Source organism: Candidatus Megaera polyxenophila (assembly GCF_029982035.1).
Classification (GTDB): Bacteria; Pseudomonadota; Alphaproteobacteria; order Rickettsiales; family Rickettsiaceae; genus Megaera; species Megaera polyxenophila.
In genome coordinates this window covers 334,342-356,487 of record NZ_CP104166.1, presented here as the reverse complement: position 1 = coordinate 356,487, position 22,146 = coordinate 334,342, and the positions used below count along the sequence as shown (strand labels likewise).

The 22,146-nt window shown below is 31.8% G+C and carries 19 protein-coding genes, 1 tRNA gene and 1 pseudogene; 8 read left to right on the top strand and 13 right to left on the bottom strand.

Going from position 1 to position 22,146, the window contains the following annotated elements; translation table 11 throughout:
- Window positions 1–138: 138 nt before the first annotated feature.
- Entirely contained in the window at window positions 139–309 is a 171-nt protein-coding gene (locus tag N3Z16_RS01800; protein ID WP_223939628.1) for a hypothetical protein, read from the bottom strand.
- A 262-nt stretch (window positions 310–571) separates the two neighbouring features.
- Here N3Z16_RS01800 and N3Z16_RS01795 point away from each other — a divergent pair, with 262 nt between their 5' ends.
- Window positions 572–1,327, top strand: coding sequence for an alpha/beta hydrolase family protein (locus N3Z16_RS01795; protein WP_282486515.1), 756 nt, complete (start codon window positions 572–574; stop codon window positions 1,325–1,327).
- Window positions 1,328–1,507: 180 nt separating this feature from the next.
- On the top strand, window positions 1,508–1,726 hold the full coding sequence (locus N3Z16_RS01790; protein WP_282486514.1) for a DUF3035 domain-containing protein: 219 nt from the start codon (window positions 1,508–1,510) through the stop codon (window positions 1,724–1,726).
- 160 nt (window positions 1,727–1,886) lie between these two features.
- Here N3Z16_RS01790 and N3Z16_RS01785 read toward each other — a convergent pair.
- The 3 genes from N3Z16_RS01785 to lnt form a co-directional block, all read right to left on the bottom strand.
- Window positions 1,887–1,971 (bottom strand) — tRNA-Leu (locus tag N3Z16_RS01785).
- Window positions 1,972–2,106: 135 nt separating this feature from the next.
- A complete protein-coding gene (locus tag N3Z16_RS01780; protein ID WP_282486513.1) occupies window positions 2,107–2,535 on the bottom strand; it encodes a helix-turn-helix domain-containing protein in 429 nt (142 codons plus the stop codon).
- A gap of 114 nt (window positions 2,536–2,649) precedes the next feature.
- On the bottom strand, window positions 2,650–4,194 hold the full coding sequence (gene lnt, locus N3Z16_RS01775) for an apolipoprotein N-acyltransferase (protein WP_282486512.1): 1,545 nt from the start codon (window positions 4,192–4,194) through the stop codon (window positions 2,650–2,652).
- A gap of 56 nt (window positions 4,195–4,250) precedes the next feature.
- Here lnt and N3Z16_RS01770 point away from each other — a divergent pair, with 56 nt between their 5' ends.
- On the top strand, window positions 4,251–5,048 hold the full coding sequence (locus N3Z16_RS01770) for an enoyl-ACP reductase FabI (RefSeq protein ID WP_282486511.1): 798 nt from the start codon (window positions 4,251–4,253) through the stop codon (window positions 5,046–5,048).
- A gap of 287 nt (window positions 5,049–5,335) precedes the next feature.
- Here N3Z16_RS01770 and N3Z16_RS01765 read toward each other — a convergent pair whose 3' ends face one another.
- Entirely contained in the window at window positions 5,336–6,175 is an 840-nt protein-coding gene (locus N3Z16_RS01765; RefSeq protein ID WP_282486510.1) for a DUF2608 domain-containing protein, read from the bottom strand.
- 70 nt (window positions 6,176–6,245) lie between these two features.
- Between N3Z16_RS01765 and N3Z16_RS01760 the strand changes: the two genes are divergently transcribed.
- Window positions 6,246–7,547, top strand: a complete 1,302-nt coding sequence (locus N3Z16_RS01760; protein ID WP_410519629.1) for a DNA recombination protein RmuC — start codon at window positions 6,246–6,248, stop codon at window positions 7,545–7,547.
- A 49-nt stretch (window positions 7,548–7,596) separates the two neighbouring features.
- Complete coding sequence (locus N3Z16_RS01755; RefSeq protein ID WP_282486508.1) at window positions 7,597–8,061, top strand: GNAT family N-acetyltransferase; 465 nt, start codon at window positions 7,597–7,599, stop codon at window positions 8,059–8,061.
- Between the two features lie 11 nt (window positions 8,062–8,072).
- On the opposite strand, the gene N3Z16_RS01750 is transcribed toward N3Z16_RS01755, so the two are convergent.
- The 5 genes and pseudogenes from N3Z16_RS01750 to rimM form a co-directional block, all read right to left on the bottom strand.
- The gene (locus tag N3Z16_RS01750) at window positions 8,073–8,288 is read right to left on the bottom strand and encodes a hypothetical protein (protein WP_282486507.1); all 216 of its coding nucleotides are present in this window, start codon (window positions 8,286–8,288) and stop codon (window positions 8,073–8,075) included.
- 308 nt (window positions 8,289–8,596) lie between these two features.
- Window positions 8,597–8,964: pseudogene (locus tag N3Z16_RS10885) on the bottom strand (beta-eliminating lyase-related protein).
- Window positions 8,965–8,992: 28 nt separating this feature from the next.
- A complete protein-coding gene (locus tag N3Z16_RS01740) occupies window positions 8,993–9,409 on the bottom strand; it encodes a beta-eliminating lyase-related protein (RefSeq protein WP_282486505.1) in 417 nt (138 codons plus the stop codon).
- 247 nt (window positions 9,410–9,656) lie between these two features.
- Entirely contained in the window at window positions 9,657–10,007 is a 351-nt protein-coding gene (locus N3Z16_RS01735) for a hypothetical protein (protein WP_282486503.1), read from the bottom strand.
- Window positions 10,008–10,236: 229 nt separating this feature from the next.
- Window positions 10,237–10,782 carry a ribosome maturation factor RimM gene (gene rimM, locus N3Z16_RS01730; RefSeq protein ID WP_282486502.1) on the bottom strand — a complete coding sequence of 182 codons (546 nt, stop codon included), beginning with the start codon at window positions 10,780–10,782 and terminating at the stop codon, window positions 10,237–10,239.
- Window positions 10,783–10,876: 94 nt separating this feature from the next.
- Here rimM and N3Z16_RS01725 point away from each other — a divergent pair, with 94 nt between their 5' ends.
- The 3 genes from N3Z16_RS01725 (at window position 10,877) to N3Z16_RS01715 (ending at window position 17,202) form a co-directional block, all read left to right on the top strand.
- The gene (locus tag N3Z16_RS01725; protein ID WP_282486501.1) at window positions 10,877–13,483 is read left to right on the top strand and encodes an AsmA family protein; all 2,607 of its coding nucleotides are present in this window, start codon (window positions 10,877–10,879) and stop codon (window positions 13,481–13,483) included.
- A 474-nt stretch (window positions 13,484–13,957) separates the two neighbouring features.
- Window positions 13,958–14,890 (top strand): AEC family transporter, encoded by a 933-nt coding sequence (locus N3Z16_RS01720; protein ID WP_223939616.1) that lies wholly within the window; start codon window positions 13,958–13,960, stop codon window positions 14,888–14,890.
- Between the two features lie 35 nt (window positions 14,891–14,925).
- Window positions 14,926–17,202 carry an NADP-dependent malic enzyme gene (locus tag N3Z16_RS01715; protein WP_223939615.1) on the top strand — a complete coding sequence of 759 codons (2,277 nt, stop codon included), beginning with the start codon at window positions 14,926–14,928 and terminating at the stop codon, window positions 17,200–17,202.
- Between the two features lie 471 nt (window positions 17,203–17,673).
- Here N3Z16_RS01715 and N3Z16_RS01710 read toward each other — a convergent pair whose 3' ends face one another.
- The 3 genes from N3Z16_RS01710 to ssb form a co-directional block, all read right to left on the bottom strand.
- Window positions 17,674–20,478 carry a sodium:solute symporter family transporter gene (locus N3Z16_RS01710; protein ID WP_282486499.1) on the bottom strand — a complete coding sequence of 935 codons (2,805 nt, stop codon included), beginning with the start codon at window positions 20,476–20,478 and terminating at the stop codon, window positions 17,674–17,676.
- A 293-nt stretch (window positions 20,479–20,771) separates the two neighbouring features.
- Window positions 20,772–21,602, bottom strand: coding sequence for an alpha/beta fold hydrolase (locus tag N3Z16_RS01705; RefSeq protein WP_282486498.1), 831 nt, complete (start codon window positions 21,600–21,602; stop codon window positions 20,772–20,774).
- Entirely contained in the window at window positions 21,583–22,017 is a 435-nt protein-coding gene (gene ssb / locus N3Z16_RS01700) for a single-stranded DNA-binding protein (protein WP_223939386.1), read from the bottom strand. Before ssb ends, N3Z16_RS01705 begins: the two co-directional genes overlap by 20 nt.
- Window positions 22,018–22,146: the final 129 nt, after the last annotated feature.

Here is a 22,146-nt window from a genome sequence, read left to right as displayed (position 1 = left end):
TAAAGCTTCCACGTTATATTATTGTGATTACATGCTAAAAATTAGCCAATATTATAACGATTATATCATTAATATATACTTCTCTTTCCACTGAACTTTACCAGGAAGCCTAAAAAAGAACTCCCTATTTAAATACGTTTATTCAATTGTTCTATGAACTCTCATACAGTCACTTTCGTTGAATACATTATCTAAATCTTTTTCTACAGCCGAGAGAGAACCTTTAGGATACAAATACTCGATTATTTTATCTATAAACATTAATATTATAACCGATAAAACCGCTAAAAATGTTACTACAAATGCCATAATTTATCTCTAACCTTATTTAATAACAAAGCGACTTTTCAACATTAAAAATTTAGCACTTTGCCATAAATTTATTTTATCCCTGTTGTATTAACAAAAAGTAAATTACTATTTTCATTCTCAAGAATTTTTTAAAAATTGTAAATGTGCCTGTAGTAACATCCAAAAAGGTTGACAAAATTAAATCATTTATATAGAAACACGCTATTAAATTTAGAAATATTTTTTCATAAAATCACTAAATTAAAATGGATTTTAGTCTGTGAGTCTTAGATTAACTTTTACTGGGTCATTAGGATATAAACTGGCTGCAAGACTTGAGCTTCCTCATACTCCAAAAGCTTATGTATTATTTGCACATTATTTTACTGGTAATAAGGATATTACTGCCCTTAGTAGAATTGCACGGGCTCCTCATGAAGCAGAAATTGCTCTATTCCGATTCGATTATACTGGGCTTGGAGCAAGTGAAGGGGATTTTGCTAATACTAACTTTTCCTCAAATGTAAATGACTTAATAGCTGCAGCTGATTTTATGCGCAAAAACTTTGAAGCCCCACAAATTTTGGTAGGTCATAGCCTTGGTGGCACAGCAGCACTAGCAGCTGCTTCTAGTATTCCGGAAATCAGAGCTGTAGCAACAATTGGGTCGCCTTGCAATACTGTTCACGTTAAGAATAACTTTGCAGAACACCTCGACGAAATAAACGAAAAGGGGCAAGCAGAAGTAGTCTTAGGAGGCAGGAAATTTAATATCAAAAAGCAATTCTTAGATGATATTGCAAATCAGGATATGCCTACCAAGATAGCTAATCTGAAAAAAGCACTACTGGTTATGCACTCTCCTATTGACAAAATAGTAGGAATCGAAAATGCCCAAAAAATTTATGAATATGCCAAACACCCAAAAAGCTTTATCTCCCTTGATAAAGCAGACCACTTACTTATCGATTCTCCTACAGATAGTAAATATGTAGCTAGCGTTTTAGCAACTTGGGCTAGTAGATACCTACAATAACCTTTATAATTATTTTTATAGTTTTACCTGGATTTCCCCGTTTGTAGCTTTTATTAATTAAAAAACCGCTTGATCAAAAGCATAATCATTATTATGATGTGAAAAAATTTGTAAAAATAAAAACTTAACTTACTGATTAACTAAATAAATAATAATATGAAACAAATATTATGCGCTATCATGGCAATTTTTCTATTATCTTCTTGTAAAAACGCAAAAAAAACTCTTGGGTTAACTGAAAATATACCAGATGAACTTCAGGTAACAAAAGCAAAACCTCTTGAAGTACCACCGCATTTCAACTCCTCAAAAACTGTTAAAACAGATGCACAAAAACAACCTAAGGGTAACCTTACGCCAGCTGAAAAAGCAGTAATTCAGGAAATAGATAAAGAGTAACAAAAAATTCTCATATAAAAATAAAGCAGTTTTTCTTAAGAAAAAGCATGTTCTAATATTCGCAAAGATATTTTTTGCCCCTTTTAGCGAAGTAATTACTGCTAACTAATTAGTATTATATTATTTAGCTGAATATTGAAAAACGTATATAAGCCAATATTGGTGCGGTCGAGAAGATTTGAACTTCCACTCCTTATCAGAACAGCGACCTCAACGCTGCGCGTCTACCATTTCGCCACGACCGCAAAAACTCAACTGCTTTATAACAAAAAACTTCCTATAAATCAACCCACAAATTCATGTTGGAAAGCCACAAACTGACATAACTGGCCTATAACTACTTCGTAACACAAGCTGTTATAGGTCGATTAATACAGCAATCAACTCATTGTTCTAACAAGTTCAGTTATTTTTTTGCGGCTTTGAGAATTTTTAATTTCACTAAAAGCTTTAATTAATGTGATAATTTCCTTTTCTGATATAGGATTCTTATCATCAACAGTATATTTTTCACTATCTTCAGCAAAAACATTACTGACTACGTTATTAGAATCATTCTGTTCAAAAAAGTAACTTACAGGTACTTTTAAGAATTTAGCAAAAGTAAATAATTTACCACTAGAAATACGATTTAAAGCTTTTTCATATTTTTGTACTTGTTGAATACTGACATCAACTGCAGCACCCAGATCCTGTTGGCTAAGGCCCAGCATTATCCTTCTTGTTTTTAAACGCTTACTGACCAGACGGTCTACGTCATCTGCCCTTCCCTTACTTTCTTTTTTGTAATTACTATTATTGTCTGACATTTTTTGATAAACACCTTAAAAATTAAAACCAACTATTGCGCCAACTCTTTGACACATTAAGAAAAAATAACCATGAGTTAAGTTAAGCATCTTCAATAATTCTCAGCAATTGGTTTAATGATTTTTAGTAAAGAAATAAATGCAGAATTTAACAAATAATTGCAATATTAACACGCATAACACCTCTAATAGCATTAGAGAAGGCTCATATTTTGAAAAAAACGTCTCACTAGGCAATTTTTTTGGCACATAATTATCTAATACCGTTACCTGATTTAACTCCGTTTTTGATAAAATTCTACCTACTGGATCAATAAATGCACTTATACCATTATTTGCCACGCGGAGCATTGGCAAACCGTTTTCAATAGCACGCATTCTGCTGATTTCAAGATGTTGATAAGGACCCGAAGAATTACCAAACCAGGTATCGTTTGTTACATTAACAAGCACGTCAACAATTTGATTAGACACTCTAACTTCATGAGGAAAAATTGCCTCATAACATATTAAAGGCCAAATAGCAAGATCAAATTTTTGTATAATTACAGATTTTCTTGTACCTTCCGTATAGTCCATTAAACCGTAAGTGATTTTTTTTAAGGGTAAAATATTTTTAAATGGTATATATTCTCCAAAAGGAACTAAATGCGCTTTATGATATTCAAATATTTTGTCTGCATGACTATTTATGCCTATTAAGGAAGAGTATAACTCCAGTTCGCCATTTGTTTTATTATTATCACTTACCCCCCCTGTTAACAGGATTTGTTCATCATTTGAAAAAACAGACAAAATCGCCTGCATTACCGGTTTAATGTGATAAGGTACAGTCAAAGCTGCTTCCGACCAAATTATTAGATTTGGATTACCCTCTTTCTTTGAAAGTTCAACATGTGTATCCAAATTCTGCCAGAACTCTTCTGCTTCCCATTTTGCAGTCTGAGGAATTGAGGGCTGCACAAGCCTTGCTGATATATTAGTATATTCGGTAGGATTCGCTTCTAATCTTAGATAACCATAAATTGCAATAAAAATTAATACAATTACACAAGTTATTATTCTTGTGTAAAAATCTTTTTTTTCAGTATTAGCTTTAGCCAAAAGAAAATTATACGGGCTAGAAGCAATATAAACTACAACAAAACTAAGACCAAATATACCAAAAATACTAGCGCCTTGTATTAATATAAGCCAATTTGAGAAAGCATAACCAATTAACGCCCAAGGTAATCCTGTAAATATCCAGGAAATTATCCATTCTATAAAAACCCAAATACAACAAAAAAAGAAATGATAAATTTTACTATCTCGTAGTTGCCAGGAAATTAAGGCAATTATAGAAATAAAAACTGCCATAAAAGCAGGAAGACCAAATAAAGCAAAAGGAATCGCCCACCAAAATTGATCTATGTAGACACTCAAGGCAAAGCTTATCCAATATAGGCTAGATAAATAGAAACCAAAACCAAATATATATGCAAATTTGATAGCTTCAAATCTGGTCTTTGAAATTTTAATTTGAGCGATTAGTAATGATATACAAAATATTCCAGGTAAAAAAAATACCGGTGCAAAGCATAACCCGCAAATTATTCCAGCAAACAAAGAAAGTAGCTTATTTGATAATGTCATTAAAGAATTTGTAGATTTATTCATTTGAGTATATAAAATAGCATTTATTGCTGTTTTGAAAATAAAAAAAGAGGTTCTAAATGAAAGAAGTTCAAACTGAATTATTAAAAGGTAAAAAAGGAATAATTACAGGTGTGGCTAATAATCTATCAATATCATGGGCAATAGCACAACTTGCGAAAGCTCATGGCGCGGAGATTGCCCTTACTTACCCGAGTGAAATTTTTCAGAAAAGGGTCGTATCGCTTGCAGAAGAAATTGATTGTAAATTCATTTTAGAATGTGATGTAACAAATGAGAAATCCATGGATGACCTATTTAAATCCGTTAAGGACAAATGGGGGAAAGTTGATTTTCTGGTACATGCTATTGCGTTTTCCGATAAGGAAGAATTACGAGGCAGGTATATTGACACTTCATTAGCCAATTTCTTAAATGCAATGAACATTTCTTGCTATTCTTTAACCGCCCTTGCTAAAAGAGTAGAACCTCTTATGTCTGACGGCGGTAGTATTATTACCCTTAGTTACTACGGGGCAGAAAAAGTTATACCGTACTATAATGTTATGGGACTTGCAAAAGCAGCTTTAGAGACAAGTGTAAAATATCTAGCTAATGATATGGGATCACATAACATCCGGGTAAATGCTATTTCAGCAGGGCCTATTAAAACTCTTGCTTCCAGTGCTATTGGCGATTTCAAAACAATGCTAAAAATACACGCTGATACTTCTCCTCTTAAAAGAAATACAACCCAGCAAGATGTTGCAGGTGCAGCACTTTACATGCTCAGCGACCTTAGTTCTGGGGTAACAGGTGAAATTCAATATGTTGACTGCGGTTACAATATTATGGGAATGAGTTTTAACCAATTATAAGGAAGTACTGCCAAAATATATTTACAAATAAAACGAGCTAGTAGGAGAACACCATGATATTAGTAAGTGTGATATTATGTAATATTCACTAGCTTGAAAGTTAATTACGGGTGAATATATTAAAATCAATTTTTATTGAAAGATAAAATAGAATATACAAACATAATTACAGCATAATATAATTCACCCATTAAATTTATAAAAATCACCACCGAAAACGATAATTTAACTAAAGTCACTATTAGCAATTTTACTTTCTGTATTTACACAACAGGTTCAACTATAATTTAGTATTCTGAGTTCAGTAATTTATCAGCTTCAGTATCCGAAATCCATTTTTTCTCTTTTCCCAAAACTTCAAACTGCAATTGAGCAATATTTTTATTTAGCACCTCTTTTTCGTCTAAAGCCTTTGTGTATTCAATACCTATAAATTCAATATTACGTTGCTTTGCAAATTCAGCGACTGATTCAAGATTTTTAGATTTATCGTCCATAAAAACGATTCTTTTAGGTATAATTTTGACGGAGGTTAAGAAAGCATCTAGAACAGCACCTTTTTTTCCCGTCTGATCAACAAACAATACACCTTCTTTATACACAGGACTAGCATCATTTGAATCTTTCATTAAGGGCTTTAAGTTAATGTCCTTCAAATCTGGCCAAGATTTATAAAAATAATAACCATGGCTCTTTAATTCGGATATACGCCAATTTTCAGTATTAGGGATTAAACCAAATTTCCCTGTTGCGCAGTTTGTTAAAGCTAATACTTTGATGTTATTTGTCTGCAAAGTTTTTATTAAGTTAATCATTTTTGGATCGACAGGTTTATTTTTCCTTGCAAGCAATATAATACTAGTAACATCTTGTATTTCATCTTTGCCGACCCGCTGTTTTAATTGTTTGACTAATTCTTTACAAGCATCTGCATTTTGTGATCTTAATATTTTATCATCAGGATACATTAACACGTCATCAACGTCAAAAATAACAAGAGTATCGGTGTCAATGGACGTTAGTATATTCTCAACAACTTTTGTATCTTTTGTTTGTATAATTTCTGCAAAACCAATATTGTGAAAACATGTTAAAATTATAAAAATAAAACTTACAATTTTTTTCATTTTTAGATACCTTTTTTATTCTTGTTTAAAATATTTGAAATTGTTATTTTTGCAATAGACTATGACCATCATTCCTTTCATCTTAGCGATATCCGCTTTAATAACCACTTTTCTCCTTTATAAATACGTAGCTAATAAATCAAAAATAAACTTGCTAGAAATTTTATTAGATGAGAAAAATAAAACATTACAAGATTTAACCATTAAGTACGAAGATGCTATTAATGAAAAGATCGAAAACATCAAATATATTGAGCAAATATCAGCTAAAGTTCAACAGCAGGAAAAATTAATAAGCGATTTTGAAAACATTACTAAAAAATCTCAGGAACTAACAAAAGCTGCATTGTTTGAGCTAGGAAATGATTTATCAAAACAGCTTATAAACCTCCACAAAACAGAAACTGAAGGTAATCGCAAACTGTCAGAGGAAACTATCAAAATCACTGCTGAAAAGTTTAACAGCGAATTTGAAAGAATAGTTAATATGGTTGGTTCTCTTAAGCGTGATATTGAAAAATCCCAAGATACTGTTGATCTGATTAAGAATTCTCTACTTTCACCGTCTGGTGCTGGCAAATTAGCAGAAATTACCTTAGAAAATATACTGAAAGCTTCTGGTTTAAAGAACGGTTTAGATTTTTCTATGCAATATAATCTAAATACGGAAAATAACAATACACTAAGGCCAGATGCTGTAATTTTCCTACCTTCGGATAATATTATGATTATCGATGCCAAGGCTTCGAAGTTTTTAATAGATGAATCGGAAGATACCAACCGATTAGTAAAAACTATGAATTTTCACTTAAAATCCCTAGCTGGGAAAGATTATACTAAGGGTATAAAGTTAGATACCAATTTAGCTAGCAGAAGAAAATATGCAAATGTTATAACACTTATGTTTTTGCCTAGTGAACATGCAATCGAAAAAATAGTTGAAGCCGATAGTGAATTCCTAAATAAAGCTTGGAATTTAAATATTTTCCCAGTAGGCCCTGCCGGTCTTATGAATATGTTATCATTTGCTAAATTCCAAATTGCTGAAAATTTAATGCTCCATAACAACTTAGAAATTATTGAAGAAGTAAAAAAACTTATTAATTCCATTTCTTCTCTGGCTGAATATTCAGCAAAACTGGGATCTAATATATCGAGCTTAGTCGGAAATTATGATAAATTCGCCGCTTCATTTAATAGAAATTTTTTATCAAAAGCAAAAAATATATCTAATTTAGGGGTAGAATCTGATTTCAATAAAAAGCAAATCCACTTGCAAAGATATCAATTAATTACCGGAAAATCTGAAGTGCTAGAACTTAAAGAAGAAGAGTTAAAGAAAATAGGATCTACTCACAAGCTTTCAGGATAATTAAGTAAAACCCATCTATAAGTAGCTAATAAACATCAGTGCTAAATTTATGAAAAACTTAAATTTCAAAATTGCTAAAGCTAGGGGTGAACATATAAAAGAAATTAATCAATTAATAATTAGATCTATAATTGAGATATGCGTTGCTGACCATAAACATCAGTATGTTTTGATTCAAGATTGGATTTCTAATAAAACCCCTAAAAATATAGCTACTTGGGTAAGCAATAATTATGCATATATAGCTATTAGCAAAAGTCATACCGTTGTTGGATTTATAATGATGAGTAAAAAAGGCGAAATCTTGTTAAATTACATACTTCCTGGTTACGTAAAAATGGGAATAGGGAAAGCTTTGTTAAATAAGCTAATACAGGTTGCAAAACGATCTAAAATAAAAGAACTTACAGTAAATAGCACTATTACTGCAAAACCATTTTATAGAAAAAATGGCTTCATTCAACTTATTGATGGTAAAGTTAAGAAACAAGATTTAATGCTTAAGGTAATATAGTTAAGTTCTTCTTAATTAGAACTTTCTACATAATCTAATGGTGCAGTAAAATGCCGTAAAGAACCTGTATCCTCTATAATTCTCATGCCTTTAATCTTATGCTTGATTTTAGTAATTTTTTCAAAAATACCTACTACATAATCAATATGCTCTTTACCATAAACTCTCCTTGGTATAGCAAGTCGAAGCAATTCTTTCTGAGACGTCTTACCGTTTTTTCCAAACATTAATGACCCAATTTCACAACTTCTAATTCCTCCTTGAATATAAAGCTCTACCGCTAATGCATGACCTGAGAACTGGGTAGGTATTATATGTGGAAGAAATTCCTTTGCATTAACATATATCGCATGCCCTCCTACTGGGGTTAATAATGGTATACCTAGCTTTAATAATTCTTGGCTTCATGATTGTACCTGTTCAATTCTATGCTGTAAATAATCTAATAGAAGACCAGATAGGACACCTATAGCTATCGCATCTAAATCACGGCCAGCTAAACTACCATAAGCTTTAAACCCGTCATGTAGAATTACTAATTCCTCAATTTTTTTGCTAAATCAGAATTGTTTGTAGCTATCCAACCGCCGGCATGCACGATTGCATTCTTTTTAGTGCTCATTGTCATTCCATCAACATATGAAAAAATTTTGCGTGCTATATCTTTTATAGAATAATCAGCATAATAACTTTCACGTCTTTTAATAAAAAAAGCATTTTCAGCAAATCTACATCCATCAATAAAAATAATTTATTATACTGGCGAGCTAACTTACTAACTGCTTTTATGTTATTTAAGCAAACAGGTTGTCCACCATTTGTATTATTAGTAATTGTAAGCATTATCCACGGTATAGCTTTATTATTACTTTCCAACAATTTCTGTAGTTTATCTATATCCATATTACCCTTAAAATTATCGTCAGATTCATTAACCAAATCTAGTTTTTACCTCCATTATATTCAATATGAGCCCTTGTAGTATCGAAATGGCCATTACTAGGTATAATTTTGCTCCTACTTGATAAAAAATAGAAAATAAGATTTTCTCTACTGCCCTTCCCTGGTGCACAGGGTAAATATATTGGAAATTTGTGATATAGTTAATGACGTTATAAAAATTGTGATAGGATGCAGATCCAGCATATGATTCATCACCGGCAATTAACCTTGCTGTTTGTTTAGTACTCATTGCACCTGTTCCAGAATCAGTCAAAAAATCAACCATTACGTGATCAGATTTAAGGTTAAACAAATTATAATTGGCTGCCTTGATCCAATTTTGCCTATCATTATTTTGATGAAATCCTAATTGGTTCAATAGTTTTATTCTAAATGGTAGAAACATAATTACTTCTTCTACTATTTTAATACATCACTTTAATAGGTTTCAAAGGGTTTTATTTAAAATTAGATAGTATCTAAACTCTTCTCTTCCTTTTTAGGATTATAAATTTTCGCTATATTATTTTTTTAACATCGTTAGCTAAAACTATTAAAATATGAACCAAGATTTAACGGTACAGTGTTTTTATAGCAGCATAAAAGGTTAAGAATAAACTAAAAGAAAATAGCTTGTCACAGTTCTTGGGCTATTAACTCTCTGAAGAAGATTCCGTTTCACCATCAGGTAAATTTTCACCTAATGGCTTTAAGGGGGCATTTAAGTCAGGAACCGTTATTACCTCAAACCAGGTACTGCGGAAACGAAATGTAATAAAGGATTGAGATTCCAAAGTTTTTCCCTCCTTGCCTGATAAATCATCATCCGAAGTATTGCAGTCCCTACCTATATCCTGATCAGAAACACTTCTTAATTCTGATATAACTTTTTCTGCCCAGTTGTATAATTTTTTACTTTGTTCTTCAGTTGCTTTACCACCTACCATTAAGTAATAGATCTCCCACATATGATCTAAATTTGCTTCTTCTTTTTTCTTTGCCATGTATAAACTTCTTTAAAAGCCCTAATAATTTATTTTAATTTACAAAACAAGGTTTCATCTTTAGTTTATTAACTTTAGATTAATTAGTATAGCCCATTAATAAATTGTAAATTACCAGCCTAGAGTTAAAATATTATAAAGATTAAAAAGTTAGCCATTTAGGATTTAAATAAATATTTTACTTAAAGTATTTTACAACTCAAGAAATAAAAAAGAAAAACACATGATCTTAGCATAAACTTTTAGTTATTTTTGTTTTTAAAGCCATCACAGCATGGTTTTTGGTTATTTCAGGAAATAGTTCCTTCGTAAAGGTTAGCATCTCGAGCTTCCCATTGAGAAGAAACTGTACTTCCACAATATCTCCGCCTCCATAATTAGCAATATTGGTAATATTAGCTATATGATTTCCATTAAGGTCAACCACCTTTAAGCCTTTTAAATCTTCGATATAAAACTCATCTTCGGTTAAGATTGACGGTAAATTACTTCTTAAGCAGTAAAGGAATTTTTTAATAAATCTCTCTGCTTCCGTTCTACTATGGCAATTATTCAAACTGCAAATGAGAGTTCCGTCTGGTTTAACTCTGATAATTTTTAGCTCAACCGTGGTGTTATCTTGGTCAAATACTGGTAAATTTACAATATTCCCAGCGGGGTCGGTAAAGGATTTAACTATCACATGACCCTTTATACCGTGTGCTGAGGAGATAACTCCTACTATAATTAATTTGTCATCTAGTATATTTTTATCAGCAACTAATTGATCGGACATTTAAAAACTACTATTATGAACTTATTGCCAATCCGGCCTTTATAAGGCCACAAAGATTGTATAACTTACTATAGCTAAAAATTAAAGAGATATCATGAAAAAGTTTATTCTGTCGTTAATTGGTGTAATTGCTATTTTTTTAGCCGTAGTGGGGAGTTCTATCTATCTAACAGATTATAATAAGATCTATAAAGATTTTGTTAGCAGTGCTAAAATTGACGTTAAGGACATTAATCAGGTTAATTACAGGATCAAGCAATTTCCTTCCCCTTCATTAATAATAGATGAAGTCAAACAAGAAGGAAAAATTGAACTTAAAAATATCAACATTAGATTCTCTTTATTATCAGTTTTAAGTTTCAGCCATAAGGTTTCTGATATAGAAATTGGCCAAGCAATAATCCACCTATCTAATGATGATGTAAATTATATAGATCACGATGAATTTATTGGTGAGCTAATAAAAAAAGAAGCCCTTACTATGTCAGCTAGGATTGATAAATTGATTTTTGTTGAATCAGATAAGGATATACCATTTACTATAGAAAATTTTGTTTTTTCAGGCAATAAAAAAGGAGCAGAATTTACCGGTGAAATAGCCTCTATCGGTAGTGTAAAAGGTAATTTCATTAACAATGCTAGCCAAATTAACTTTAACCTTGACGTTACTAATCCAGAACACAGCCTAAAGCTTCAGGAAATATACGAAAATTCTGTTTTAAAGAGCGGAAAAATGGAATTGGTAACTGGATCTTTGGTTACCAAATTTTTAGCATTGTTACCGGATTTTGCCAATTTGTCTGATAAATTGTCTTTTAATCAAAAAATAAAAATCACTTTAGATATTTTGCCTGTAAATAATTGGCTTAATCTTAAAAATATTATAATTCAGTCTGATTCTATTGCTGGTACTGGAGAGATAGCATTTAGTAAAAATAATCAGGATATTAATAATGTCCAAATCAATTTCAGTAAACTAGACTTAGGAAATTTGAGTAAAAACAACGATCCTGATAAACCAAGCATTAATTTATACTCTTCGAGCAATAAGAACAAATTCAGTCTGAATAAAAACCAATTAAGAGCAAATATTTCTGCAAAACAGATAATATTCAGCCCTAAGAATCTTGTAACGGATGTTAATTTGGATTTCTTCATTCAGAATGGAGAAGGTAAAGTTGAAGATTTTTCCGGTACTTTTGATCAAGGAGGTGGTTTCAAGATTAAAGGGGTCATTTCTGAAAATTCTTTCCGGAGTCTTTTTAATGGCGTAATTGCCTTGACACATAAAGACCTTAACGATCTAATTGAAATCTTAGGTGGAGCGGAATTAAGATCTGAAAGTTATATTCCATATAGCCTTGTATCTAATGTTCAGTTGAGCTCGGTAGAAATCTCAATGCAGGATTTGTTACTAAAAACTAACGATACTGAAATTTCTGGTTTCTTTTCAACTAAATTTATAGGTGACTCGCCAAGAATTAATGCTGATTTAAAAATTGCCAAAGTTAATTTAGACGAGAAAAATTTTCCAGCTTTTAATCATTTGTATAATTATGCTATAGAGCTAACCCAAGATTCCAAAAAAGAAGATTATTTAAGTAAATTCATTCCGCTACGAACAATAAATTCTATAAGTAATTACAATATAAGCGTAGATCAACTTGTTGCTAAGGGTTCATTATATAAAAATGTCAACTTTAATCTTAATTTATTACCGGGGAAAATTAAACTAGAGAATTTATCATTAAATGACGGTAAGAACCATATTGACGCAACCATTGAACTTGTTACATCTGCACTAAAACCATCTTTTGGAATGACAATTCATGGGGGAGCTATCGAGGTTGATTTCTTGTCGCCTCGTGCTATTTCTGAATTAAGGCAATACATTTTAGCAAATTATGCTTTGGACAAGGTTGATCTTAATATGAACTTTATGCTCGATAAACTTTATCAAGGAGATTTTTCTCTTGATAGGGTTATTTTTAAAGCTAAGAATAACAAAGCTTTATTTGAGATTAATAAGTTTGATGCAGACATATTCGGCGGCCGAATGTCTTCTTCTGGCAGTATATTACTTGATCCCTATACAATAAATTTTGTATATGCCTTGAACTCAGCAATTATTCCGGAAATTAGCAAATTCATGCCAGTAGGAGTTCTTGACAGCGGTGGTGTAATCAGTGCTAATGGTATGTGGTCTACAAATGGTAATTCGCTTGAAGAGCAGCTATATAATTTATATACAAAGTCAGACATTCTTGCTAAGAATATAACTATAAACAATTTTTCCATTGATAATCTAATACAGGCTGTCAGTAGTCCAAACTACAACCTTAAATCTTTTAAAGATGATTTAAAAGAGGCAATATTAACAGAAAAAACTGAAATTAGTGAATTAAAAGCCGCTGTAGAACTCGTAAAAGGCCTCTTTACTCTCAAGGATATAGGATTTAAAACCAAGTATACGGCCGCTGCTGCATCAGCTAGTTTTAATTTATATAATCTAGATATTGACCTTATTTCAGTGTTTTCGTTTTATTTATCCAAGCCTGCTCCTGGAAGAAGTTATGCCGATTCTACCCCTGCTAAAATTGCTCTTAAAGCTACAGGTAATTTATTTGCTCCAAAAAAAGAAGCAGACACTAAAGAATTAGAAGATCTGTTGAGTGCTATTGCGACAGCAAAAAAGAACTAGAAACTATCGATAAATACTGTTATTTACAATTACGATATTTTGTAATTTGCATAGCAGGCACGCTAAGTCTTGATAAAATATTATTATTCAGTTTTTAGAATTTTGTATATTATCGTAACTTAAACCCTTATGAATCTTTGTTTTTGTAATAAATGTCTATTAAAATTTGGAAAAGCCTCAGGATATAGGGAATTAAAAATATATATTTTTAGGGAAAAATAATGTATATTGTAATTAAGAAATATCTATTTATTATATGAAAAAAAATTATTTGCCCAAAAAGATAAGGCAGAAAAATTACGTATTAATGGCGATAATTTTTTTTATTATTTTCTTGATATACGCAGTTACTATAGTAAAGCTTTCGGCTTAGTTTAGAACCGGTGGAATAATATTAAGACCTTACTTGATTTGCTGCAGCGTAATTGCTATCATGGCCAGACTTTTTAAATATTATGTATTATCAAAATAACCATGTACAGTGTTTTTTGTAATGTTTTGCCTATTGTTTTGATTGCTCTTATTGGAAGTTTTATAAGAAAGAAGTGGCTTATTTCTGATGAATTTTGGCGTGGACTAGAGAAATTATCTTTTTATATTTTATTCCCGGCTGTCTTGTTTGGTAGTACTTATAGGCTTGAATTAGCAGCTACCCAATTTTTTCGATTAGTTATTGCTCTGGTAATCTCAAATTTAATAGTTTCTGGCCTTGTAGTCTATCATCAAACGAAACAAAATTACGATAAAGCTCAATTTACTTCATTATTTCAGGGTGCTACCAGATATAACAATTATATTTTCTTTGCTCTGAGTTCTGCTTTATTTGGAGAAAACGGGTTGTCAGTAGTAGCGAGTATCTCGCCCTATATGATAGTGCTCACTAATGTTACAGCAATCATGTGCTTTGTTTATTATCTACCTCTAGAAAACGGAGGTGCTTCTAAAAGGCAAAGTATGGTCCTAATGATGAAATCTATTATAACTAATCCTTTTGTTATTGCTAGCTTAGTCGGTTTTGCGTTTAACTATTTCAAAATTGATTTAAATATGGGAATTGAAAAAACAATTGACAGTATAGCTAATTCGGCTTTAACAATTGGCATATTAATAGTTGGTGCTAGCTTAAAGTTTAAAATTAATCCTGATCATATGAAAATAATTATTTCTGCAAGCTTTATTAAACTTATTATTACCCCAGTAATAACTTTTATAATTTTATGGATTATGTCAATTAGCGGTATAGCAAAATCTGTAGGAATTTTATTTAGCTGTCTGCCATGCGCAAGCTCTGCCTATATATTATCGAGACAACTTGGTGGTGATCCGGAGACAATGTCATCGATAATTACTTCTACTACTGTATTTTCTATCTTGTCATTATCTATACTTGTGTATATCCTCGCGTAGCGATGATGTAGTTAAATTAATTTGTATATATTAAAATGGATAAAAAACATTCACCCGATTATATAAAAGCTTTAGAATATCATGAAAAAGGTCAGCCTGGGAAAATTGCTTTAAAACCTACAAAACATCTTTTAACTCAACATGATCTGTCTTTGGCCTATTCTCCGGGAGTGGCAGCACCTTGTCTTGAAATTAAGAATAATCCAGATGATATATATAAATATACTGCACGTGGTAATACGGTAGCAGTAATATCCAATGGTACAGCTGTTTTAGGTCTTGGCAATTTAGGAGCAGCAGCTTCCAAACCCGTCATGGAAGGAAAAGCGGTATTATTTAAGAAATTTGCCGATATTGATTGTTTTGATATAGAAGTAGATACAGCTGATCCTGAAGAATTCATTAACACAGTAAAGCATCTAGGATATAGCTGGGGTGGAATTAATTTAGAGGATATAAAAGCTCCTGAGTGTTTTATCATCGAAGAAAGGCTTAAAGAATTAATGGATATCCCGGTTTTTCATGATGACCAACATGGAACTGCTATAATTACTGGAGCCGCTCTAATTAATGCAGTTCTTCTGACAAAAAGAAAAATGTCAGAAATTAAGATGGTAGTAAATGGAGCAGGAGCAGCAGCTATGTCTTGTATCAACCTTGCCATATCTCTAGGAGTCAATAAAGATAATATTATTCTTTGTGATACTCAAGGCGTTATATATAAAGGACGTGCAGAAGGAATGAATAAGTGGAAAGAAGAAAAGGCCATTGATACTCCTCATCGTACATTAAGCGAAGCAATCAAAGGTGCAGATGTATTTTTGGGACTTTCAGTCAAAGGAGCTATGACAAAGGAAATGGTAGCTTCAATGACTAAAAACCCGATAATTTTTGCTATGGCCAATCCTGATCCAGAAATTACACCTGAAGATATAAAATCGGTCAGGAATGATGCAATAATTGCTACTGGCAGATCAGATTACGATAATCAAGTAAATAATGTAATGGGTTTTCCTTATATTTTTAGAGGAGCTCTCGATGTTAGAGCTACTTGCATTAACGAAGAAATGAAAATAGCAGCCGCTTACGCCTTAGCAGAATTAGCTAGAAAACCCGTGCCAGGAGAGGTTTATCGTGCTTATAATAGCAGTAGGAAAACATTTGGTCCTGATTACATTATTCCCGTTCCTTTTGATCCAAGGTTAATTACTACTGTTCCAGTAGCTGTAGCACAAGCTGCACTTAAAAGTGGTGTAGCAAAAATTAAGGAACTTAATATCAAAAAATATAGGTCAGAACTTGCAAACAGGTTAAATCCTACCTCGAATTATATGCATTTTGTATTTGATAAAATCACCCATGATAAACCTAAAAGGGTGATTTTTGCAGAAGGTGAAGAGGAAGAAGTAATAAAAGCAGCAATGATGTTACGTGATGAGCATTACGGAAGCCCAATTCTCGTAGGAAGACACAGTAAAATTGATCCCATTGTCCAAGCCTTAGGGGAAGGATATTCCCTTGAAAATATTACAGTTATGAATGCTGCAATCAATAATAATTTGAACAAATACATAGATTATCTTTACAAAAAGTTACAGCGCAAAGGATATTTATATAGAGATTGTGCAAGGCTTGTTAAATCTGATAGAAACATTTTTGCTGCTTGTATGATGGCTTGCGGAGATGCTGACGCTATGGTGACAGGCCTTACAAAAAGTTATTACGACAGTATAGATGATATATCGAAAGTAATCATGCCTAAAAAAAGCAAAAGAATTATTGGATATTCTATAATGCTATCTCGGGAACATAATATAATCTTTGCTGATAATACGGTTTGTGAATTACCTCAAGCAGAAGATTTAGTAGAAATTACTCTGCAGACAGCAGAAGTAGCTAAATCTATGGGATATACTCCAAGAATTGCTATAGTGTCTTTTTCCAATTTTGGTAATCCACTTCGAGAAAAATCATCGAGAGTTCGCGAGGCAATCACCATACTTGATAAAATGGATTTAGATTTTGAATATGATGGGGAAATGTCGGCAGAAGTAGCATTGAATACTAATTTGCAGAAATTGTACCCTTTCTGTAGGTTAACAGGTCCTGCAAACGTTTTAATTATGCCTGGTCTCCATTCGGCTGCTATTGCAACTCACTTACTTGAAGAACTAGCAGGTGAGGTATTTATTGGCCCAATTTTAAATGGTTTTGAATACCCTGTGCAAATCATACCTATGGGTTCTTCTGCAACTGATATACTTGAAGTAGTCGCCTTTGCGATTATGGATTGTATTAATAACAAAAATTAAATATATACAGACCAATCTATTTAAGTAAATTTTATGCAATCACTAAACATTAGTTCTGCCAAAGCCCATTTATCATCTTTGCTAAAAAAATAAGGAGAAATTGAAGAAGAAATAATAATTGAAAGAACTGGAAAACCTATAGCTAAAATTCTTAAATACAAACCTATAAAAAGTTGTAATAGATTAAGCTTGTTAAAAAACAAAATTATTTAGGCTGGCGATTTTATACCTCAATTACAAGAAAATGGATTTGATTTATTAGACATCCAATTACAAGCATATTATAACCCTGTCTGAATTACCCCCGTTACACATAGAGGCCCATTTGATAGGATGTCAATAGCTCAAGCTAGTCACGAAGGTTTATCGCTAATTACTACTGACTCAGAAATAATCAAACATGAACTGCGAATTATTATAAATTAATTCGCCTTTAAAAGTTAGTGAAGAATCAAAATACTAAAACTTTAATTAAATTGGCAAAGAAAACGCAACAGTAACCCCTTTATCTTGATTTTGCGTAGCCCATATCTGACCATTATGCACTTCAATAATTTTTTTACACAAAGCAAGCCCTATACCTCTACCACCTGCAGGAGTTTTAGTATTTGAACCGACTGTAAAAGGATCAAAAATTTCTAATAACTCATCTTTAGGAATACCTATTCCTTCATCTTTTACACTAAAGACAATATTATTGTTTTGTTCTGATTTTAACTTAATTGTAATTGCTCCTTGTTTAGAATATTGAATAGCATTTACTATTATATTGTCTATAGCACTTGAGATATAATATTTATCACATAGGCTAGTTAATTTACCTTCTATTTGTAAATCAAACCACAAGTTTTCTTTATCTTTGTCGGCAATATACAATTTTTTACATAGTTCTAATCTTTCGTAAACTAAATCAGTTAAGTTTACTTGAGTCTTATTTAGGTCGTAGTTAACGTTACTGAGTTGTGATAAATCAATCAGGTTATTTACTAAACTGGTTAACCTTTCAGAGCTATCAGCAATGTCCTTAATTGCCTTACGCCTTTGCTCTTCGTTAAATTTATCGTAGTTGTCCGACAAAACCTGCCCAAGACTAGTAATACCAACAATTGGTGTACGGGTTTCGTGCCCTAGATTCCGCAAGAGCTCATTTTTAATTTCATATAGCTTAGTTAGTTCTTTCTTTTGGTCTAGCACTTTATTGCTTAAAAAGGCATTATTACCCTCTGTTAATTCTTGATATTGCTGCTTTGGTTTTAAAAAAGCTATTAATATAGCACTTACCAAAAGTAAGGAGTAGGTTATACTGAACTGTAAATCATTCATATAATCACTTAAGGGATTTATATCGATATAAGTTTTATAGTATACAACACTAAGTACCACTCCCCCGATAATCATCAATAGAGCAACTTGCCAGCACATTAAAATCGATATAGTAACTAGGCTTGTAATTAATATAGCGACCTGTACCTGAGAAAATTGACCAATAATAGCTAATAAACTGGCGCAAAAAGCTAAATTATAAAATACTGCTATATTCCATAATATAGATATAAATACTCTATTTTTAAATTCTTTTACCCAAAAGGTATATGTAATAAATATAGTTGATAAGGTAAGTACTGAATAGTACATAAAGTAAAGCACAACTTCATATTTTTGGTGTAAAGCTTTTGGTAAAGCATAAGCACTAGAGAATACCATGAGTATACAAAACAAACCAAAATAGACCATGATTCTTTCTTCTTTTGGAGTGTTGTTTTTACAGAAATGACTAAAACTAAAAGTTTTTAGTAAGTAAATAAAATTTGTTATTTTTCTTTTTCTTTCTAACCTTATGCTTTCAAGAGGTCCTCTGTCTTTAATACCAACCCATCCTCCTTTTTCTCCCAATATATAATGACTTCCTATAAAAAATACTAGGCTAATTAAAGTACCAGGTATACCTGGTATTATATTATATTTCTCAGAAAATACTGAAAAATATAATACAGTAACAAATCCAGATACCATACCAATTAATACAGCCTTAGCAGTACTACGAAAACCAAAAATGGCTAGTGTAAAAGGTACTGTCACAACCGGCATATAGAAGCTATATACAGATAAAAGTAACTCTAATAGGTTTCCAGCAAATAAACTAACACAAAGGGCTATAATGCCAACAAACAATGAAAAAACACGGGCTAAAAATAATTCTTTTTTCTCTGTTAAATTTATACCAGTAGACTTAATAAAATCGTAGCTAAGTAGTACCGATGATGAATTTATATAACTATCTGCAGTAGACATAACCATTGCCATGATACCAACAACAAAAGCTCCTTTTAATCCGTAAGTTAAATAATGATCTAGTATATACTGAATAACATTATCTGCATTTATACCAGTAATGCCCGGATCAGCTCTAAATAAAACCCCAATAACAGTATGCACTAGAGCATCACAAAGAAGGATAAAGAAGATAGCTATAATAAAAGATTTAGATACTTGTGATGTAGATTTAGCCATCGATATTCTTTGGAAAATTGCCGGATCAAGAAGTGGTATCATTAAAAATAGGCATAAGTACAAAGTATCGTTAATAACTTGTTTTTGGGAATCAGAAATTAAACTATAATTAAATATTGGATCAGTTATAACAGCTGTAATTATTTGGTCATTATTATCAAATGATTTCCAAATTAAAAAGGCAACCATTGGCGTGACAACACCAAAAGTAAAAAACTGAATTAAATCAGTAAAAGTTACTGATTTAATTCCCCCAAAAGTAGAATAAATAATTATTATTAAGCTACTTAATGTGGTAGCATATACACCAGGCATCCCAAGCCATAGACTTAAGAGGGTATGTAAAACTAGAAATTGCATAGCAATTCTACCTATTGCGGGAACTGTACTAAATATAGCTATAATACCTCTTATATAGCGGTTATTATATATATCATTCATAGCCTCTGCTATTGATAGTTTTCCTAGAAATTCTGCCATTCTGGGGGCATAAAAATAAGCAATCAACCAAAAAGATACTGCTTCAGCCAGGCTACATATCAAGAAAAAAATTCCTTGTGTATAGGTTTCAGCTACAGTGATGCTAAAATTAGAACCACCAATCCAAGTTGCTGCAATTGCGGCAACAATAGTTGCGGTAGAAAAATTTTTATTACCGATGGCATATTCCCTAATATTTTTTATTCCATAACCAGAGAGAAGCCCACATATTAAATTTAAGGTTAGAAATCCAATTACTATTATTACATCTATATTAAAAAACATAATTTTATAACACCGATTTTTAATTTATTTTTTATTTTAATTATTAATTGAAAAAAATGGATTTGCAAAGAAGAAATTAACACTATAGGTAAAATTTAAAAAAACAATTAAACCGGATATTTATTTAATACCCTTAGATTATAAGATTTATATAAGATTTTTCTTGGATAAGATTTACAATAAGTAACAAAACTTTTATTAAAAAAAACTGGAATTTAAAATAAATTTCACTTTCTTCAACAATTATCCAGACATCTGATTATTCTGACCCATCTGCTGAAGCTTACATTTAATTAATGATAACATCTAATAGGTTTGGTATATATACTTTCCCAGACTTGATCCCAACCTTCTTTATGTCCTACACCGGAAAAAGTTTCCTGAGCTACACAAGGTGAGGCAGAAACTCTAGTATATTTCTCAGCGATAAAAGGTGGAACTATTTTATCATTAGCTCCGGAAATATGCCACTGCGGTATATCTTTTATTGACGCTGCATAATCAATTGGGTTTAATGAACCACTCATCGGAATTACGTTGTGATATTCTGTAAAAGCTAAGTGATCTAGATTTCCCGCAATAGTTATAACGTCCTTAACCCTAGGGTTTCTTCCAGCTACTAAAACAGCGATACCTCCACCTCCAGAATAACCAATCAAGCTGAATTTCTGATGATTAGCATTAACTTTGTTTATTACATCGTTAATAGCAGCTACTGAATCATCGGATAATCTTTTATCTGTCCAATATGTCTTACTACATTTAGGATTTAATTCCATCGGTGTATATTGACAAGGCCTTCCCACATAAACAACATTTGGTCTTTTATCCATCGCAGCCAAGTTCGTAAGCATTTGCTTGCGCGGAGTAGGATTTGGAGAAACAGTGTATTTGTTGATAAAAGCTAGACCGTCACCCTCGATATAAAAAACGTAGGGAGCTTTTTTATCGTGGACTTTCTGATATGTGGTAATCACGAAATCTCCGCCCGGTACTAACACTCTCTCAAAGCCACTTAGCTCAACAACGGGAATAGTTTCTGCCTTATCTAGACTCTGGCAGGAAGAAAGCAAAAATGAGGCTATGATACCTACAAAAATAAACTTAAAAAGGTATCTCATCATCTAATTCACTATTATCAAAATTAGGTAAGTTATTGTTAGTATTTGTATCGGTAAAAGCACCAGCTTTACCGTCGAGAAGGATCAGACTTGCATTAAATCCTTGTAAAACAACCTCAGTAGTATATCTTTCCTGACCATTATTATCCACCCATTTCCTAGTTTGAAGTTGCCCTTCGATGTATAATTTTGAACCTTTTTTTATATAGTTTTTAACAATGCCAACCAAACCTTCCTTAAAAACTACAATACGATGCCATTCTGTTTTTTCTTTTTTCTCACCACTAATCTTATCTTTCCAAGCTTCAGTAGTTGCTATGCTAAAGCTAGCAATTTCCTTTCCATCAGAAGTGCTTCTAATCTCCGGATCTTTGCCTAAATTACCAATTAACGAAACTTTGTTTAAACTGCCTGCCATTAGTTATAATTCCTATTTTTCTTAAATTTAATAACGATTAAAAAATTTTCAGTTCTTCTGTAATAGCTATATCATATCCATAAACTCCTTTCAAAGAGAATTTACTACCCTCAGATATAAATTAATCAG

Bases quoted from the DNA above. Each gene is read 5' to 3' on its own strand.
- N3Z16_RS01740 (WP_282486505.1), bottom strand. From the start codon at position 9,409: ATGTTTCTACCATTTAGAATAAAACTATTGAACCAATTAGGATTTCAT.
- N3Z16_RS01710 (WP_282486499.1), bottom strand. From the start codon at position 20,478: ATGTTTTTTAATATAGATGTAATAATAGTAATTGGATTTCTAACCTTA.
- ssb (WP_223939386.1), bottom strand. From the start codon at position 22,017: ATGGCAGGCAGTTTAAACAAAGTTTCGTTAATTGGTAATTTAGGCAAA.
- N3Z16_RS01780 (WP_282486513.1), bottom strand. From the start codon at position 2,535: ATGTCAGACAATAATAGTAATTACAAAAAAGAAAGTAAGGGAAGGGCA.
- N3Z16_RS01750 (WP_282486507.1), bottom strand. From the start codon at position 8,288: ATGTTTGGAAAAAACGGTAAGACGTCTCAGAAAGAATTGCTTCGACTT.
- N3Z16_RS01720 (WP_223939616.1), top strand. From the start codon at position 13,958: ATGTACAGTGTTTTTTGTAATGTTTTGCCTATTGTTTTGATTGCTCTT.
- rimM (WP_282486502.1), bottom strand. From the start codon at position 10,782: ATGTCCGATCAATTAGTTGCTGATAAAAATATACTAGATGACAAATTA.
- N3Z16_RS01705 (WP_282486498.1), bottom strand. From the start codon at position 21,602: ATGATGAGATACCTTTTTAAGTTTATTTTTGTAGGTATCATAGCCTCA.
- N3Z16_RS01770 (WP_282486511.1), top strand. From the start codon at position 4,251: ATGAAAGAAGTTCAAACTGAATTATTAAAAGGTAAAAAAGGAATAATT.
- N3Z16_RS01735 (WP_282486503.1), bottom strand. From the start codon at position 10,007: ATGGCAAAGAAAAAAGAAGAAGCAAATTTAGATCATATGTGGGAGATC.
- N3Z16_RS01790 (WP_282486514.1), top strand. From the start codon at position 1,508: ATGGCAATTTTTCTATTATCTTCTTGTAAAAACGCAAAAAAAACTCTT.
- N3Z16_RS01800 (WP_223939628.1), bottom strand. From the start codon at position 309: ATGGCATTTGTAGTAACATTTTTAGCGGTTTTATCGGTTATAATATTA.
- N3Z16_RS01765 (WP_282486510.1), bottom strand. From the start codon at position 6,175: ATGAAAAAAATTGTAAGTTTTATTTTTATAATTTTAACATGTTTTCAC.
- lnt (WP_282486512.1), bottom strand. From the start codon at position 4,194: ATGAATAAATCTACAAATTCTTTAATGACATTATCAAATAAGCTACTT.
- N3Z16_RS01755 (WP_282486508.1), top strand. From the start codon at position 7,597: ATGAAAAACTTAAATTTCAAAATTGCTAAAGCTAGGGGTGAACATATA.
- N3Z16_RS01715 (WP_223939615.1), top strand. From the start codon at position 14,926: ATGGATAAAAAACATTCACCCGATTATATAAAAGCTTTAGAATATCAT.
- N3Z16_RS01725 (WP_282486501.1), top strand. From the start codon at position 10,877: ATGAAAAAGTTTATTCTGTCGTTAATTGGTGTAATTGCTATTTTTTTA.